Below are 17,286 nucleotides of genomic sequence, written 5' to 3'. Positions count from 1 at the left end.
AGGTTTTCACTCTGCCCCCAAACATCGTTAATCAGGCAATCTCGCCCTACCTATATTCTGCGTATCGGTGCCGAACCAGATGGTATTGGTCTTCGGGTCGAACACCATGTGTCGTACGGAGCCGCCGCCGCTGGGGATGTCTGTCTGGCTGAAAAATTCCTCTGTCGCCGGATCGAAACCGACGAACTGGTTTGGTTGCACCAGGGTCTCCACGAACCAGATGCGATCCTTGGCGTCGACCGCCATGGCATACGGACCGGATTGTCCGTTCGGTGTCCGCCATTCCTGGATCTTTTTGGTCGTCGGATCGTAACTGCCCAGGTAGCCCTGAGCGTAGTCGACGTACCAGATCCGTCCGTCACGGGTTCTCACCACGCGGCGCGGCCGCGCATCTTCACGTGGCAATTCGATCTCCGTCAGCTGCAGCGTTTCAGGATCGATGGTTGCGAGTTTGTTGGTGCCGACCAGGGCGATCCAGGGGCGGCCCTGGCGGTCGCTGATGATGCCGTAGGGTCGAGCCTGTGGGGTCGGGACGGGTATCAGCTGCACCTTGTGGCTCGTCATGTCGAGTCGGCCGATGACATTGCCGTGTTGCACGGTAAACCAGATTGCCCCGTGGCCGTCCTCGATGAGGGTATGGGGGTCACGCGCCGCCGCGTCCGGCATCTCGATGCGCTGGATCGTCCCCGTCTCCGGATTCATGCGACCGATATGCCGGTCACGGTTGCCGGCGTACCAGATGTAGCCGTCGGATCCGACGATCAGATTGTGCGGGCCCGCGCCTTCATTGAGATCGATGCGCTCAAAGTGTTGCGTGGTCGGATCGAAATGGGCCACATAGTCGCCGGTCTGCCCAACAAACCAGATGCGGCCATCGGCGGCCACATCCGGGTCGCGCGGCTGGGTGCCTGGCCAGGGTACCGGCCATTCCTGAATCGCCAGCGCTGCTGACACAGCATGGGACAGCGGCACTACGCTCAACAGGAAGATTGACAGCAGATAGCTCAGGGTACGCATAACGGTCTCCTTTTCCAGGGGACAGACTGAGCCACCCGGGGCATTGAGGTCGAGTCCTCAGTTCGGGTGTCAGCCGGAAAGGCCCGCCGGCAAGCCAGGCGACGGCGCACGGCTCTGGGCCAGGTGTTGCCGTTCGGTGGAAACACCCCACAGGCTGCACTCCTCCACTATGCGCCGCCCCCGCCGCATGGAAGCGGCCCGCATGTTTATTGCGACCTGACTAATTTATTAACTATATAGATTTTCCTTATGGCGCTATTCGCGATAGGCATGCCGGCAAGCAGCACCGTTAGGACAGCGCCGGCGTTTTCTACCCGCGTGGGCCGTACAGCAGCATCGTTATTTTGGCCACCCGATCAGGGGTGATAGTATTATCCCCCCATGTAAAACGGGTGGCGGAAAAGGTGGCAGCAGGGCTGTTGGTGGCGGAAGTTCGACGCTAGAATGCCGGGTTCGACAGCTTCGGAGGGAACGGCAAGGGAAAGCATCGACGGCCCCAGCACCAACGCCAGAGCAGCGGCTCTGGGCTGACCCTGGCCGCCCCCCGCCAATGTGATCCGTTACGATCTGTGAAAGAATCCCGCCGTCGAGGTCCAGGCCACCGACCGCATCGGCCGGCACTCAAACCGTGCGGATGCACCAATTTATGACCCTCGACACGTTGGAGGAACGTATCAACGACCAGATCCACGCCAAACGTACATTGGCCGACCCGATGGTAGGCACCGAAGGAAAGTAGATCAGTACTCTGAGTGAAGAGGAATTGAAGACATTCAATTGACTATTCCTTGTCGCAGAGCAACCACCCCGTAGTTTCAGGCCGAGCAATTTTGTTATACTCCGTGGCTTGTTTATACTCGCCGCAGAGCTGAGTTTAAGGATACACTGGCGACTAAAATACTTGAGGATTACCTAATGTTCACGAGCAACCCCTTTTCTGAGCTTTCGGCCATTATATCACCGGCCATTATGCAGGCATACATTATTTTGATGGTCCTGCTGGTGATCGGTGGGACGATACTTGACATGGTTCATAAGAAAAGCGCTCAGTACTTTTTTGAAAATGCAAAAAAGGCACAGAAAAGCGCGAAACGTACAGTGAGTAGCGGCGAGAAAGCATCGATTGCCATTAAAGTGCTGGCGAACGAAGTGCTGACATCTGGCGAGTTCTGCAATCCAAGACGCAGACTTTCTCATCTGCTGACCATGTATGGCTTCATTATATTCGTCGTCACTACCGCCATTATGATTTTTGGCTACTCGACGCCCGCGACGTCTACACCCACCACCCTGCCACTGCTCTGGCATCTCGGCGCGCTGATGCTTGCTGCCGGTGGATACTGGTTCTGGTTCTCTATCCGGGTCGATGTTTCTGCGGAGGGCCTGACGTGGTATCGCATCGAACGTGCGGACCTCTTTATCCTGTCGCTATTGGCAACTTCAACGTTTGCATTGCTCTGGTCCTTTGCGCAGTCGATCGGTATTGCCGGGTGGTCAACCCTGTTCCTCGTTTTGTTCATCGTTTCAAGCACAACGCTTTTTGGCACCGTATTCTGGTCGAAGTTCGCCCATATGTTCTTCAAGCCCGCCGCTGCTTTTCAGAAGCGTGTTACCAGGGCCGATGGTTCGAGAGAAAATCTACCTGCTGAGTACGATCTGACGGATCCTGCAGTACAGGCGAAATTCCCGGATATCCCCGAATATATGGGTAAGAACCCAGCCTACATGGGACCTGGTATCAGGCGCGAGTCTGCAAACAACTACTAGCATTCATTCAACAACTTTCGAAGTTAAAGAGAGAACATTATGCCAACTTTCGTATATATGACTCGTTGTGATGGCTGCGGACAGTGCGTTGATATCTGCCCGTCAGACATTATGCACATTGATAAAACCCTTCGACGCGCTTACAACATCGAACCCAGCATGTGCTGGGAGTGTTACTCCTGCGTGAAAGCCTGCCCCCACCAAGCCATTGATGTGCGTGGTTATGCCGATTTTGCACCCCTGGGCCACTCGGTACGTGTGCTTCGTAATGAGGAACAAGGAACGATTGCCTGGCGTATCAAATTCCGCAATGGCAAAAAGGACATGGAGTTGTTGGCGCCTATCACGACAAAACCGTGGGGCACGGCCATTCCTGAACTTTCCAAAGAAGCCGCACCGAGTAATGAAATGCGTGCCAGTGAGCTTTTGTTCAACGAGCCCAAGTATATTCGACTGGATGAGGGTGGCTTGCACACGCTCAAGTCGAATGGCCTGAAAATGCAAGAAGGGGTGTACTACTAATGGCCTACAAAACTATTATCGAAGATGATATCGACATCCTGGTCGCAGGTGCCGGCCTCGGTGGTACCGGTGCTGCATTTGAAGCAAGGTACTGGGGCAAGAACAAGAAGATCGTCATTGCGGAAAAAGCAAACATTGATCGCTCTGGTGCGGTCGCCCAGGGCTTGTACGCGATCAACTGTTACATGGGCACGCGCTTTGGCGAAAACAATCCAGAAGATCACGTCCGCTATGCGCGCATGGACCTGATGGGTATGGTGCGTGAAGACCTGGCTTTTGATATGGCGCGCCACGTCGACTCCACGGTGCACCAGTTTGAAGAGTGGGGCCTGCCACTGATGAGAGACCCTAAGAAGGGCTCCTATCTGCGTGAAGGGCGTTGGCAGATTATGATTCACGGTGAATCCTACAAGCCGATTGTTGCCGAAGCTGCGAAGAAATCAGCTGACAAGGTATTCAACCGTATCTGCATAACCCATCTGCTGATGGATGATTCCAAAGAGAACCGCGTCGCCGGTGCTGTTGGTTTCAACGTTCGCACCGGTAACTACCACGTATTCAAGTCCAAGACCGTAATCTGTGGTGCCGGTGGTGCTTCCAACATCTTTAAGCCGCGCTCCGTCGGTGAAGGCGCGGGTCGCGTCTGGTACGCACCGTGGTCATCGGGATCCGCGTACGGCCTGATGATCGAAGCCGGCGCGAAGATGACGCAAATGGAAAACCGTATCGTGCTGGCTCGATTCAAGGATGGTTACGGCCCAGTCGGTGCATACTTCCTGCATCTCAAGACCTATACCCAAAACGGTCTGGGTGAAGAGTATGAATCCAAGTGGTTCCCGGCGCTGACGGAAATGGTCGGCAAGGAATACCTGGATACGGAAGGACAGCACCTGTCCCACAAGCCCATTCCGACCTGTTTGCGTAACCATGCCTTTATCTCCGAGGTGAATGCCGGTCGCGGTCCCATACACATGGTGACCATGGAAGCGTTCCAGGATCCGCACCTTGAAGAGATCGGCTGGCACAACTTCCTGGGTATGACTGTAGGCCAAGCGGTACTTTGGGCTGCCACGGACGTCGATCCGAAATACGAGAACCCTGAATTGACGACCTCTGAGCCCTACGTCATGGGTTCACATGCAACGGGTTGCGGTGCATGGTGCTCGGGTCCTGAAGATGTTTCCCCTCCGGAGTACTACTGGGGTTACAACCGTATGACCACTGTCGAAGGCCTGTTTGGCGCGGGTGATGCGGTAGGTGGCACACCACACGCATTCTCATCGGGCTCCTTCACTGAAGGTCGTCTGGCCGCCAAGGCCGCCTGCAAGTACATCGACGACGGCAAGGCCGAAGGCATTGTAGTCTCTGACAAGCAGATCAATGATCTGAAAGAGAAGATCTACAAGCCGCTGGAGACCCACAGGGTTTACAGCAATGAAGTTGTTGCCGGGTCGGTGAACCCAAACTTCATCAATCCACGACAGGGTCTGGATCGCTTGCAGAAACTGATGGATGAGTATTGCGGTGGTTTTGGCGTCAACTACATGACCAACGAGAAACTTCTTCACATCGGCCTCAAGAAGCTTAAAACGCTTGAGGAAGACATGGAGATGGTTGCGGCATCCGATATACACGAGCTGTTGCGTGCATGGGAATTACATCACCGTGTCCGTACTTCCGAAAGTGTGTTCCACCATACGTTGTTCCGCAAGGAAACGCGTTGGCCTGGCTACTACTACCGTGGTGATGCGATGAAACTGGATGACAAGAACTGGCACGTGCTGACCGTTTCTCATCGTGATCGCAAAACAGGTGCATACACGATGGAAAAAGCCCCTCTGTACCATCTGGTAGCTGATGAATAGAGGTAATAGCTGAGCAGTAGAAAAATAACTTCAGGAACCCCTGGTGAATTCGTCGTACCGTCATTGCGAGCGAAGCGAAGCAATCTTCTTGTCGCTACGCTCCTCGCAATGACAAATAAGCCAGAGGTTCCTTTACTTAATCTTTAAAAGTAAGACCAGCATATTGTTTGTTGGTCTTTTTTTTCTATGGTTTACAGCATGCGACTTTTTTACGATGGTAGCCCTGCAAAACCAGATGCATGCTCTAAATGAAGAACGAAATGATGAATATTATTGAAAAATCAGATGAAGAGATTCTAGCGCTGGCAAATCCAATGTGGGCTGATCTCGTCAAGTACTCGAACGAACAAAACTACGGCGCTTTCACCCGTAATTTTGCAGCCGCCATGCTGTTAGGTGCGAATGAAATCGAGATGGGTAAACAGTTCGCGAGAAGTGAATTAACAAAAAACCTGTCAGAAGATTACGAATATCTTGGCATGATACGCCGCGGTGAATATGTAACGGTGTTATATAAGCAGAGGCACACCAAGAAAGAGGGTGAATGGCTGGGCCGACTGGTACTGGGTTACGAGAAGGATAAGGTAAAAATATTTGGTGCTACGCTGTTCTAAGACAGCATTACCTACATCAGGCTTTGTCAGTTATGTCAGATATTATTCGAAACGAAAAATTCGTTGAGCTGAATTATAAGGTCATCGACCAAAAAACCGGTGACGTGCTTGTTACCGTTGATTATCCCCTGGGCTATGTACATGGCGTGAATGATGTCATGTCTGAACAGGTGACAAAGCAACTGGACGGCAAAAAAGTCGGGGACATCATCGAAGTTCCGATCGATACCAAACTGTTATATGGTGAGAGAGACGAATCACTCGTGTTTACTGATCACATCGATAATGTTCCTGAAGAGTATCGAGAGATCGGCATGACCATCACCATGGAAAATGAAAAAGGTGAACTTAAAAACTTCATCGTTACCCGATTCGATGACAAGACATTGACCGTGGACGGCAACAACCCACTTTGTGGCAGAGACGTAATTTTTACATTGGAAGTTCTGAGCATACGTGAAGCGACCGATGAAGAAATTGACCTCGGCGGAGCTGTTGGCGCCGATCCGGACATCAATGAAATTCTCGGTCGGGCATAAATGAAATTCTCAAATACCTACCTGTTTTACCCGGTCAATAAAGCCCTGGAACGTGCAATAGCCAATGCTATCGGCATGCTTGGCGAAGAGTTGGCCGTTGCTGCCACTCCGGATACCAAGGTAACAGTAGCTGATAATTTCCTCTATACACGGGGGAATTATGAACAACGCAGATTCAGTTCCAATGTTCTTGGCAGTGCGCGTGAGGCTCATGAGGCAACACTGACAGCCAAATATCGTGATCAGGAACCATTAGCCTGGGCTGAGACCCAGAATGATCTTGGCAATATCCTTGCGGCGCTGGGGCAGCAGCAAAGAGATGTTGCATTGTTTGAAAAATCCATTCAGTGCTTTACTAGTGCGCTGGAAGAGTTCGACCAGGAAAAGTCACCCCTTGACTGGGCGGCAACACAATATAACCTGGGAACCGCAAAACAAGCATTGGGCCGGCAACTGGATAACTCGAAATTATTGAAAGAATCCATCGATGCTTACACTAATGCATTATTGGTATGGTCCCGAAAAGAGACGCCTGAAGAATGGGCAGCAACCATGTATCAACTTGGCGCCACGTTCCATACGCATGGCAAACTTCTGAAGGGTAGTCGTACTTTTCAAAAGTCCGTTGTCGCCTATAAAAATGCAATTACCGAGTTCGATGCTGATAACAACGCTTTCGAGTTAGCCGCCACACACAATAATTCTGGCGCGGTACTGCATAATCTGGGTGAATCAGAAGAAAGCCCAGATCACCTGGAAGAGGCAATCAGGTCGTATGAAACGGCATTGACAGTATGCATGGAGCAACAACTTCCCATTCATCTGGCAGTGCTATGCAGGGTGAACAGGTCTACTGCACGGGGCGTGCTGGCTGAGTTGACGAAGGACGCCACACTTGCCGACGAAGTGGCCGATGAATTTGAATTGATTATCGAATGTTTCCCGCATGCGCTTCAACCACTCTGTTTAAAGCATTGCGAGGCGCAGATTAGTTCAGTTGCAGGGGCTGCAAAATAGTTTACATTTATCCCGTTCAAACCAGCAAGGAGTTAGTACTATGAGCGAAGCACCAAAAACCAGGCCCAAAGTTCCCGAGGGCAAGAGCCGTTTTCTAACGACCCGTCAAATGCCGGCAAATGAAAAGGGCTATGTTGGTTATGAAACCATCTGGGAGTCTTTCCAGAAAGAGGTTCCCTACACCACCCCCAAGAAGCCCTAAGGCAACCAGCCACGCGCAGCCGGTGCTCGCGTGGCTACTTACTTCAGTTCTTGGTTGTGAAATGCACGCTTTTTGTAGCGTGCATTTTTTTTGGCTCTGAAAAATGGCAGAGATTACTTAGATACGCTCAGAAAGCCGGTAATCCACATTTATGAAAGCCCCGATATCCGCCAGAAAGCGGATTGTTCTGGCACCAAAACCAACGTCGGGTACTGATTCATCTTTATCAGTCGACAAAACCAGGACCACCCCGATTCTGGGGGACAAGTTGTGGCTTTTAATCACCTGCAGGATCTTTTCCTTGGCCGGCTCCACTTGCTTGATGAGTTTTCCAGTCAAGTCATAAACGTCCACATCATCAGTGATCGTATCCGTCGATAACTCCCATGAACTGATCACAGGCTTGTCCAACCCACTGGCCGCACCAGCGGCATTGATTGAGGTGGGTTGTATGCCCAGCAGGCGAGTGATGTCGTCTGGATTGAAATGATAACCACTCAGCGCGAAGTAGGCCCGTGCTTGATTAGATGCCATTATACTGTCCTCATTGTCATGGTAGCAGTTCGTGTGCCTGCCATATTGGCTGCTGCACGCGCCATCCGATCTCAGCAAGCTGCCGTCGGCAGCTGGGCAAGCAGCTCCTGGACGGCGACCTCTGCCGCTTCCAGCGCTCCTTCGAGATAGCCACCGTGCTCGCGGGCCGACTCCGTGCCGGCCAACCACAGGCGGTCCTTCCAGCGCCCGGGCAGGGCCGTGTGGGCGCCATAGGCGGGATGGGACAGGGGCGCCGTCTCGTCGTCGCGCGTAGCGATGAACGCGTCGTCCACCCAGTCCTTGTAGAAGGTGTGCAATGGCTTCGCCGCGGCGGGTCCGAACAAGCGCTGCAGTTGCGCGAGCGCAGCCTCATGGAGCTGCGTACCAGCCGTACGGCGGGCTTCAACGGGCACGCCGAAGAACCCAAACAGCGCTGGCTGCCCGCCTGGTTCTGTCGCGTCGTGGATCTCCACCAGTGGCCCGACCCGGCTCTGTGCCTGACCGGACAGGCCGGCATTGCACCAGAACGCACGTTCGAAGACCGCTACGAACTTGGCATGCGCGGCCATCCACGTCGGGACCGCCAACCAGTTATCAATGATGGCATCCGGCAACGGTGGAGCGAAGGACACCGACCGGGCCAGCAGACGTGGCGGCAGTGTGCAGACGACCCTCGTCGCACGCAGCTGCACGCTTGGTCCCTCGTCGCCAGTGGCGACGTCCAGCTCAAGGACATCATCGACCAGGTGCAGGCCGACCACCCGATGGCCAAGCCGAATGCGGCTGGGGTCGATGTGTGACGCAAGCGCAGTGATGAGGCGCGCCATGCCGCCGTGCAGGCGCATCGAACCGGCCATTGCCGGGCTATAGGCCACACGCTCAGTCTGGTCGGGCGAGGACTCGAACAGCACAGCGCCGTCGGCCGGCTGCTCGAACACATGCAGACCCAGCTGATGAATCAGTTGTGGGAGGCGGGTCTGCAGCGCGGGCCAGTACCAGGTGGGCCCGAGGTCATAGGCGGTACTGACGGGAGGGGCCAGCCCAGGCAGAGGCTCCGACAAGATCCGGCCACCGAGCCGCGGCTGTGCCTCCACCAGCACAACGTTGACCCCGACCTGCGTCAGCCGCCAGGCGGCGTACAGTCCGGCAAGCCCGCCACCAATCACGACCACCGGGTCGCCGGCGCCGGTATCAATCTGCGTGGACGTCGACATGAGGCTTACGCTGTAGGCAGGCCGGCGGATCGGTCGATGGATGCACGTTCACAATGAATTGGTCTACTGATAGGTGGGAATGCCAGCATCAATCCATCATCATGCTGCCCTCCGCAACCCACGATGTGGATCCCTGAGTACGGGGAGCATAAACGTCCTGTTTGCTCAGGTCCAGCAGCAGTTTACCGTCAACGGCCCGTTACTCCGGCCCGCCACTTCACCGCCCGATACGTTGAAGTTCGGCGCCACCGAAACGTTGCATCCATGTCACCGTACCCGTATGGGTCATCTTTTTCCCAACGCCCGCTTTTTCGTTGAGATCCCAGGCAATGAGGCGATAGCCGATGCCCAGCACCTGAATCATGGTCCGTTGGTGGGTGCAAGAGCTCGCTGGGCGGCTGCCTGAAAATAACCGGGAAGCAATCAACCACAGTATCGTCACCTTTCTGGATTGCCTCGTCGGCTGAAGCGCGACGCATGGTTTGAACACTTTGCGTCAATTCTGGTCTATAAGTAATACTACGTACGCCAGATATGCCAATCATCAACGGACGGAGGGTGGGACGATGACATTGCTGGTCAGTAAAACGGGAATAGAAGTTGAAATTCCGAAAATTCAGCGGGTAGCGGGCGATGCGCCGTATCGCTGGTTGCGACAGGGGTGGGCGGACGTCAAGATAAACCGCCTGCTCAGCATAGGCATCGGCGTGCTTTACGTTGCCGTGGGTTACCTGGTGAGCTACGTGGGCTGGCAGGCACCCTGGGCCCTGATGACAATTGGTACCGGCTTCGTACTGGTTGCGCCGGTACTGGCGATCGGGTTTTACGGCATCAGTCGCGCCCACGAACAGAATAAGGTACCCACGTTCGCGCAAGCATGGCGTTATTGGCGCGGCAACGGCCTATCGGTGTTCTTATACGGCATGATGCTGTTGCTGGTGCTGTTCTTCTGGTCCTGGTTCAACTGGCTGACGACAGTACTGGTCATAGGCGTGGCGGATGGTATGTTCGTGCCAAGCCTTGAAGTATTGTTGTTCTCGTCGGAAGGCTGGGCACTCATCGCAATGTATGCTGGAATGGGCCTGCTGGTCGCTATAGCGGTATTCTCCGGTAGTGTTGTCACCCTGCAGATGATGATGGATCGTAACATTGATCCGGTTACCGCAGTGGTGGCAAGTGTGAGTGTAGTCAGGCAGAACAAACGCGTCATGGCGAAATGGGCCGTCATCATTTTCGGGTTGACTGCATTCGGCATCGCGACCGCTTACCTGGGGCTGATATTGATTTTCCCCTTGCTGGGGCATGCGAGCTGGCACGCCTACCGCGAGTTGGTTACCTAGCGGGAGCCCCGCCTACGAAACCTCATGGCATTTGCGGCACTTCCTGCGGACGCAGGTCGAACACCAGTACCTCGGCATCCTTGCCGGCGGTCAGCTGCAGCGTCTGCGGGTTGCGCAGGCGCACACCGTCACCGGCCTCCAGCTTCACGCCGTCGAGTTCGATGCTGCCACGGGCGACATGCACATAGGCGTGGCGGTTCCTGTCCAGCGTCAGTGTGGCACTTTCATCGCCATCAAACAGACCAGCGTAGACGTTGGTATCCTGCTGGATACGCAGCGAGCCGTCGCGACCATCGGGCGAGATGATCAGGTGCAGACGCCCACGCTTGTCCACGTCGCTGAAGTGCTGTTGCTGATAGACCGGCGCGCCACCGGTGTGCTCCGGCACGATCCAGATCTGCAGAAAATGTACCGGCTCATCCTCGGAGCCGTTGAACTCGCTGTGGGTGACGCCGCTGCCGGCGCTCATCAGCTGCACGTCGCCGGGCTTGATCTGCGAGCCGGTACCCATACTGTCGCTGTGCGCCAGGGTACCTTCCAGCACGTACGAAAAGATCTCCATGTCGCGGTGCGGATGTGTGCCAAAGCCCTGACCCGGTGCCACGCGATCTTCGTTGATCACGCGCAGATCGGAGAAGCCGATCTGATCGGGGTCCCGGTAGTCGGCGAACGAAAAGGTGTGGCGCGAGCTCAGCCAGCCGTGCTCGGCCACGCCGCGGTCAGCAGCCTTGCGTACTTGCATCATGGTGTTTCTCCTCGTTGCTGAGTTGTCGGGGAGCCATGCTCCCCGTGGGGTTTCAAACGTGAGGCAGAACGAAGCTGTGGGAAACGTGCGATGATTCAGTTTTCTACCGCCGGAGACAGCCGACAACGTTACAGAGGAGCATTGCCATGACCGACATCGTGAGCTCAAACCTCTGGCCTGAACTGCCCGTTCTGGCCGCTTGGCAGGAGACCGCCGATACCGTGCATATGTGGGCGCAGGTCGTGGGTAAGATACGTCTGGAACTCGGCCCCTGGATCAATCATTCCTGGGGTAATGCCCTGTATGTGACGCCCCGCGGGCTGACGACGTCATCCATTCCTTACCAGCGTCGAAGCTTCGCAATCGACTTTGACTTCGTGAATCACGCACTCGCAGTGTACACCTCGGATGGCGGCGAACGCACGTTCGCGCTACGCCCTATGACGGTGGCCGCGTTTTATCATCAGCTTATGGACGCCTTGGGTGAACTGAGCATCCACGTCAATATTTTTACGCGCCCGGTCGAGGTCGAAGTCGCCACGCCGTTTGAAAGCAATACGTCGGATGCGAGCTACGATGCCGACGCCATGCACCGCTTCTGGCAGGCACTGGTGCAGGCCGATCGCGTATTGAACGCGTTTCGTGCCGGCTATCTCGGCAAGGTCAGTCCGGTTCATTTTTTCTGGGGGGCGTTCGATCTGGCCGTGACGCGTTTTTCCGGCCGTCCCGCGCCAACCCATCCCGGCGGTGTGCCCAACTGCGCCGACTGGGTTATGCAGGAAGCCTATTCGCACGAGCTCTCCAGCGCCGGATTCTGGCCGGGGGCCGGCCTCGGCGAGGCGGCCTTTTACGCGTATGCCTACCCGACGCCTGATGGCTTCGCCGGGTATCCGGTCCAGCCGGCGGCGGCCTATTATCACGAGGGCCTGGGCGAGTTCATTTTGCCTTATGCGGCCGTGCGCACGGCCGCTGCACCGGACGACACGCTGCTGGCTTTTCTGCAGAGCACCTACGACGCCGCGGTCGAGACTGGCGGCTGGGATCATGCTGTACTGGACTATCCGGACTATCCTGGCGGCCGGACCAGCAACCCGCGCGTGGTCTGAGCGAGCCGAGCAGTATTGCCGGGTGAGCCGCTGGTATCGTGAAAAATACCAGCGCATGACCTTCCGCAGCGTATCCGCATCGTCTCGTACCCAATGGCGCTTCAGCTCGCAGCCGAACGCGATAGCGTGAATGGAATCACGGTCATGTGGGCGTGACCAGATGCGTGATCTTCGGTGCGGTGATCAGGAAGCCGTGAACGCACTCCTCCACCGCATGATCGGCCCGGGTCACACGCTCGTGCAGGCGCAGGTGCTCGAGCCAGGATTCGACCAAATAGGTTTCAATGAATCTGCCGCGCTCTGCGGCGTCTTCGAATACACCCCAAGCGTAAGCCCCATCACGCCGCCGCTGAGCCGACAGACGGTAGAGCGCAGCGAGAAACGGTTCGCGCTGGTTCGGATGCACGGTGTATTCGATGGTAACCAACACAGGGCCGGCATCGTCATCGATCTGACCCGCGACTACCGGCACCGGCCAATGCATCGAAGGTGCAAGGTCCATTGCGCGGGACCCCTGCAGCTTCCAGCGCCGTGTCAGCGGTATTGCGAGCAGCGTGCATGCCGCTGCAACAAAATGTGTCATCGACAGACCGATGATGCTGGCCAACCCTCCCCAAAGCGCGCTGCCGATCGCCAGTGCACCGGAAAAGATGGTGACATAGATTGCGAGCCCGCGCCCACGCACCCAATCGGGCAGTGTAAACTGTGCCGAAACATTCAGACTCGAGACCGCGGTGATCCAACAGCTGCCGGCCAGCAGACTCGCGATAAGCGCGGTCCACGGCTCGCGTGCAACGCCGAATATCACGAGCGCAAAGGCGGTACCCACTGCCGCACCTGCGACCAGTGCATTCGAACTGAACATCGCCCGGAGCCTGGGCAAAATCATGGCACCGACGATGGCGCCGCCGCCAATCGCGCTCAGCAAGAGCCCATAAAGCGTAGGGCCGCCACCGATCTGCGTGCGGGCAACGAGCGGCAACAAGGCCCAATAGGCGCTTGCAAACAGAAAGAATCCGATCGAGCGAAACAGTGTTGCGCGCAAGGGTAGATGATTGCGTGCATAACGGACACCTGTCCGGATCGCGGCAACAAAGCGTTCCGCCGGCAGCCGACTGCTTGGCTTCTTCGGGGGACGCCACCACAGCAACCCGCCGATGCTCCCAATGTTGGCAATCGCATTGACCCAGAACGGTGCGGCGATGCCGACACCGACGGTCAGCACACCCACTAACGCCGGGCCAATGGCCCGACTGATGTTCATGCCAACGCTATTGAGTGCTACAGCCGCAGGAAGTTCGTCTTTACTCCGGATCAGCAGCGGGACGATTGACTGCAACGGGGGTGTGACGATCGCAGCGCCTGCGCCGAGCAGAAAGGTGAAGATCAATAGTGTGACCGGTGTGATGCGGTCATGCCACACAAGCACCGCCAAGGTCGCCGCAATAATGGAAATACCGCACTCGGCCCAAATCAGCAGGCGCCGCTTGTCGACGATATCCGCCAGAGCGCCGGCCGGTAGCGCCAGCAGAAACATCGGCAGGCTCGACAAGGCCTGCACCAGCGAGACCATCAAGGGATTGATGCTGAGGTCCGTCATCAGCCAGGCTGCGGCAGCGGTATACATCCACCAACCGATGTTGGTGACGACCGTTGCCGTCCACAGTACCGCGTAGGGCGGATGGCGTAACGGGCTCAAGGCCTCGGCCAACACCGAGACGTCTTTTAAAGGCTTCATACGGCGCATCCTGGGACGGCGAAGAAATGACTGCTGATCCACTAACTATGAGTGCTGGCGGACATCGCGGCTAACGTGCTCGTCAAAGGAATCACTCTACAAGACAGTGGCGAAGTGCTTCGCTGCCCCGTTCGAAATCAACAGATGCGCCGTTACGATACGCAGGACGGCCAGCACCTGCGGGCGCCACGTCTATAATAATGTACCGTCAATCTCCATAGCATGCTCCTTTTTCGTAACGTGCGTTTTCTAAAGTGGTTGTACTCCGTCATCAGCCGGCATGCTTTTTTACCCACACGACGTAGCGGTCCATCCAGTCCTGCAGGAACTTTCTGCTATCCGCACCAATGTTGCCTGACGGGTCGAACAATCCCTCCCTGACGTGGATGAACGCTTCGGGCTGCCCCAGCGTCGGCACGTCCAGATACGCGAGGCTGTTGCGCAGATGCTGCTGCGCCACCGCCGTGCCGATGGCGCCAATCGAGGCACCCAGCACGCCGGCCGGTTTGCCCGCCCAGACGCTTTCACCGTACGGGCGCGAGGCATGGTCGATCGCGTTCTTGAGCACGCCTGGAATGGAACGGTTGTATTCGGCTGTGACAAATAGCAGCCCACGAGCGGCCGTGATTTCACCTTTCAAGCGCTTGACGGCCTCGGCCTGGTTTTCATCATCGTCCTGGTTGTAGAGTGGCAGATCGCCGATCTCGACTTGCTTGAACGAGAACTCTGGTGGGGCAAGTTTCGCGATCGCAGTCGCGAGTTTGCGGTTGAACGAATCACGGCGAAGGCTGCCGATCAGTACAGCGATGGGATATTGGCTCATGTTGATCTCCTGAAGTAATTGACTTATTGCAATCGGACTATCGGTACACCAGTCCGCCGTCTATGAGAGGGGCCTGCCCTGTCATGTAATCCGAATCGGGGCCCGCCAGGAACGACACGAACGCGGCAACGTCCTCCGGCGTCTGCGCCCGGCCCAGCGCGATGCCCTCGACATACTTCTTGTAGGTCGCGCCCACCGCCGCGCCTGTAAGCTCGGCAAACCGCTGGTCGATCTCTACCCACATATCGGTGCCGACGATGCCGGGGCAGTAGGCGTTGACCGTGATCCCGGCACTCGCATACTCCTGCGCCGCCACCTGTGTCAGCGCCCGCACCGCAAACTTGGTCGCGGAGTAGACGCCAAGCATGGCAAAGCCGTCATGCCCGGCGATGGATGAAGCGCTGATGATCTTGCCCTTCTGCTTGCGCTGCTGGAACTTCTTGGCTGCAGCCTGGATGCCCCATAACACGCCCTGCACATTGACCTTCAGTATCTTGTCCACTTCCTCGGGCGTGACGTCGGCGAGCGGCTGAACCTGCGCGATACCGGCGTTGTTGATCATGACGTCAAAACCACCGAGCGCCTTCTCGGTATGCTCGATCGCGGCATAGACATCGTCACGGTTGGTAACATCGGCCTTGAAGGTCGTCGCCTTGCGGCCCAATTTGCTTACCTCCTCCGCGACCGCACTCGTGTTTGCATCATTGATATCCACGACCGCGATGTGCGCGCCGTCCTTTGCCAGCCTGAGCGCGATAGCGCGGCCGATGCCCTGGCCCGCGCCGGTTATGAGAACTACTTTTCCGTCGATACTCATGCTTATTCTCCTTTCAATGCGTCGGCGATGCGGCGATCTTATTCCGCTTCGCTACGCCCCTTCAGTAAATGAAGCGCTATCACATCATTCCTGATCTCATCCACAGATCTGAGTATTTGCTTTGTCCCCCAACCGATGAGTCCGAAGCCCACTTCGTATCCCTGTCACTTTGTTTTCCTGAAAACATCGGGCATGATCTCGTAGCCCGGGTCGGGGCGTTTGAACAGGTATTCGCCATGGCGGATCGATGCCAGCACATCAGCACGCTGGCGCACAGCTTCGAAGGGCGAACTGGCGTCCAGCACCAGGAAATTGGCCGGTTTGCCTGCTTCGATGCCGTACTGATCTTCCACGTTCAACGTCTTGGCGCCGTTGTAAGTGATCAGGTCAAGGCACTTATCCAGTTCCTCGAACGACATGGTCTGCGCCAGGTGAATGCCGTTGTCCAGAATATTCATCAGGTTGCCGTTGCCGACCGGGTACCACGGATCGTTGATGGAGTCCTGGCCGAAACACACATTGATGCCGCTTTCCCACAGCTCCTTCACCCGGGTCAGACCGCGCCGCTTGGGATAGGTGTCCTGCCGGCCCTGCAGATAGGCATTCTCGGTTGGCAGTGAGATGAAGTTCAGCCCCGACTGCCGAAACAGACTCATCATGCGGAACGCGTAGGCATTGTCCGCCGAGCCGAAAGAGCAGGTGTGGCTCGCAGCCGTGCGAGTACCCATACCCTCGGCCATCACCAGGGCATTGAGCAGCTCGACGAAGCGGCTCATCACGTCGTCGGTCTCGTCGCAATGCACGTCGATCAGTTTGTCGTACTTGACGGCCAGCTCAACGGTGCGGTGGATGGATTTCTCGCCGATCTCGCGGGCCCACTCGAAGTGCGGGATGGAGCCGACACAGTCCGCGCCCATCTTCAGCGCCTCCTCGATCATCTCGTCGCCACCCTTGTAAGCGTACATACCCTCCTGCGGGAATGCGACGATCTGAATGGTAACGTTGTCCTTGAGCTGCTCCCGGATCTCCAGCATCGCCTTCAGCCCGGTCAGTCTGGGATCATCCACGTCGATGTGGGTACGGATGAACTGGACACCTCTGGAAACCTCTTCCTGGATGCCCTTGAGCGCACGTTCCCTGGCATCCTCAAGCGTCTGGGTTTTCTTGACATCGTGCCAGCGGGCGATGCCTTCGAACAGCGTGCCGCTGGTATTCGTGGCGCCTTCGTTGCCGGCGGTGTACACGTAGTCCAGGTGCAGGTGGGCATCCACATAGGGCGGAACCACCAGACGACCCTGCAGGTCGATTTCCTCGTCTGCCTTGGGCAGATTCTTGCCGATCTGTTTGATGACGCCTTTATCGACCAGGATCTCGCTGGCTTCATCGTGTTGTCGGTAGATCAGTGCGTTGGTGAATTTCTTCATGT

The 17,286-nt window shown here is 56.3% G+C and carries 18 protein-coding genes; 9 read left to right on the top strand and 9 right to left on the bottom strand.

What is annotated here, in order from left to right:
* Positions 1 to 27: 27 nt before the first annotated feature.
* Positions 28 to 1,017 carry a lyase gene (locus tag K8I04_09715; GenBank protein MBZ0071987.1) on the bottom strand — a complete coding sequence of 330 codons (990 nt, stop codon included), beginning with the start codon at positions 1,015 to 1,017 and terminating at the stop codon, positions 28 to 30.
* Positions 1,018 to 1,932: 915 nt separating this feature from the next.
* On the opposite strand from K8I04_09715, the gene K8I04_09710 reads away from it, so the two are divergent.
* The 7 genes from K8I04_09710 to K8I04_09680 all read left to right on the top strand — a co-directional run bounded on the left by K8I04_09710 (position 1,933) and on the right by K8I04_09680 (position 7,543).
* Positions 1,933 to 2,784 carry an adenylyl-sulfate reductase gene (locus tag K8I04_09710; GenBank protein MBZ0071986.1) on the top strand — a complete coding sequence of 284 codons (852 nt, stop codon included), beginning with the start codon at positions 1,933 to 1,935 and terminating at the stop codon, positions 2,782 to 2,784.
* A 39-nt stretch (positions 2,785 to 2,823) separates the two neighbouring features.
* A complete protein-coding gene (gene aprB, locus K8I04_09705; GenBank protein ID MBZ0071985.1) occupies positions 2,824 to 3,306 on the top strand; it encodes an adenylyl-sulfate reductase subunit beta in 483 nt (160 codons plus the stop codon).
* Entirely contained in the window at positions 3,306 to 5,171 is a 1,866-nt protein-coding gene (aprA, locus tag K8I04_09700; protein ID MBZ0071984.1) for an adenylyl-sulfate reductase subunit alpha, read from the top strand. The genes aprB and aprA overlap by 1 nt, the downstream gene beginning before the upstream one ends.
* 263 nt (positions 5,172 to 5,434) lie before the next feature.
* A complete protein-coding gene (locus tag K8I04_09695; GenBank protein MBZ0071983.1) occupies positions 5,435 to 5,785 on the top strand; it encodes a hypothetical protein in 351 nt (116 codons plus the stop codon).
* A 32-nt stretch (positions 5,786 to 5,817) separates the two neighbouring features.
* Positions 5,818 to 6,324, top strand: a complete 507-nt coding sequence (locus tag K8I04_09690) for a peptidylprolyl isomerase (GenBank protein MBZ0071982.1) — start codon at positions 5,818 to 5,820, stop codon at positions 6,322 to 6,324.
* Positions 6,325 to 7,341 carry a tetratricopeptide repeat protein gene (locus K8I04_09685; GenBank protein ID MBZ0071981.1) on the top strand — a complete coding sequence of 339 codons (1,017 nt, stop codon included), beginning with the start codon at positions 6,325 to 6,327 and terminating at the stop codon, positions 7,339 to 7,341.
* Between the two features lie 40 nt (positions 7,342 to 7,381).
* Positions 7,382 to 7,543, top strand: coding sequence for a hypothetical protein (locus K8I04_09680; GenBank protein MBZ0071980.1), 162 nt, complete (start codon positions 7,382 to 7,384; stop codon positions 7,541 to 7,543).
* Positions 7,544 to 7,660: 117 nt separating this feature from the next.
* Here K8I04_09680 and K8I04_09675 read toward each other — a convergent pair whose 3' ends face one another.
* The 3 genes from K8I04_09675 to K8I04_09665 form a co-directional block, all read right to left on the bottom strand.
* Positions 7,661 to 8,077: a DUF4279 domain-containing protein gene (locus K8I04_09675; protein MBZ0071979.1), complete on the bottom strand. Its 417-nt coding sequence runs from the start codon at positions 8,075 to 8,077 to the stop codon at positions 7,661 to 7,663.
* 71 nt (positions 8,078 to 8,148) lie between these two features.
* Positions 8,149 to 9,291 (bottom strand): FAD-dependent oxidoreductase, encoded by a 1,143-nt coding sequence (locus tag K8I04_09670; protein ID MBZ0071978.1) that lies wholly within the window; start codon positions 9,289 to 9,291, stop codon positions 8,149 to 8,151.
* Between the two features lie 217 nt (positions 9,292 to 9,508).
* Positions 9,509 to 9,655, bottom strand: coding sequence for a hypothetical protein (locus tag K8I04_09665; protein ID MBZ0071977.1), 147 nt, complete (start codon positions 9,653 to 9,655; stop codon positions 9,509 to 9,511).
* Positions 9,656 to 9,857: 202 nt separating this feature from the next.
* Between K8I04_09665 and K8I04_09660 the strand changes: the two genes are divergently transcribed.
* Complete coding sequence (locus K8I04_09660; GenBank protein MBZ0071976.1) at positions 9,858 to 10,631, top strand: DUF2189 domain-containing protein; 774 nt, start codon at positions 9,858 to 9,860, stop codon at positions 10,629 to 10,631.
* Positions 10,632 to 10,653: 22 nt separating this feature from the next.
* On the opposite strand, the gene K8I04_09655 is transcribed toward K8I04_09660, so the two are convergent.
* Positions 10,654 to 11,376: a pirin family protein gene (locus K8I04_09655; GenBank protein ID MBZ0071975.1), complete on the bottom strand. Its 723-nt coding sequence runs from the start codon at positions 11,374 to 11,376 to the stop codon at positions 10,654 to 10,656.
* A 146-nt stretch (positions 11,377 to 11,522) separates the two neighbouring features.
* On the opposite strand from K8I04_09655, the gene K8I04_09650 reads away from it, so the two are divergent.
* Positions 11,523 to 12,482: a DUF5996 family protein gene (locus K8I04_09650; protein MBZ0071974.1), complete on the top strand. Its 960-nt coding sequence runs from the start codon at positions 11,523 to 11,525 to the stop codon at positions 12,480 to 12,482.
* A gap of 142 nt (positions 12,483 to 12,624) precedes the next feature.
* Here the strand turns inward: K8I04_09650 and K8I04_09645 are convergent, their stop codons facing one another.
* From K8I04_09645 to codA, 4 genes are all read right to left on the bottom strand, one after another.
* The gene (locus tag K8I04_09645) at positions 12,625 to 14,220 is read right to left on the bottom strand and encodes an MFS transporter (GenBank protein ID MBZ0071973.1); all 1,596 of its coding nucleotides are present in this window, start codon (positions 14,218 to 14,220) and stop codon (positions 12,625 to 12,627) included.
* A 271-nt stretch (positions 14,221 to 14,491) separates the two neighbouring features.
* Positions 14,492 to 15,043 carry an NAD(P)H-dependent oxidoreductase gene (locus K8I04_09640; protein MBZ0071972.1) on the bottom strand — a complete coding sequence of 184 codons (552 nt, stop codon included), beginning with the start codon at positions 15,041 to 15,043 and terminating at the stop codon, positions 14,492 to 14,494.
* A gap of 37 nt (positions 15,044 to 15,080) precedes the next feature.
* Positions 15,081 to 15,860, bottom strand: coding sequence for an acetoin reductase (locus K8I04_09635; protein ID MBZ0071971.1), 780 nt, complete (start codon positions 15,858 to 15,860; stop codon positions 15,081 to 15,083).
* A 164-nt stretch (positions 15,861 to 16,024) separates the two neighbouring features.
* A complete protein-coding gene (gene codA, locus K8I04_09630; protein ID MBZ0071970.1) occupies positions 16,025 to 17,284 on the bottom strand; it encodes a cytosine deaminase in 1,260 nt (419 codons plus the stop codon).
* Positions 17,285 to 17,286: the final 2 nt, after the last annotated feature.

The organism is Gammaproteobacteria bacterium (assembly GCA_019911805.1).
Lineage (GTDB): Bacteria > Pseudomonadota > Gammaproteobacteria > Thiohalobacterales > Thiohalobacteraceae > JAHJQQ01.
This window is presented reverse-complemented; position numbering and strand designations above follow the sequence as displayed.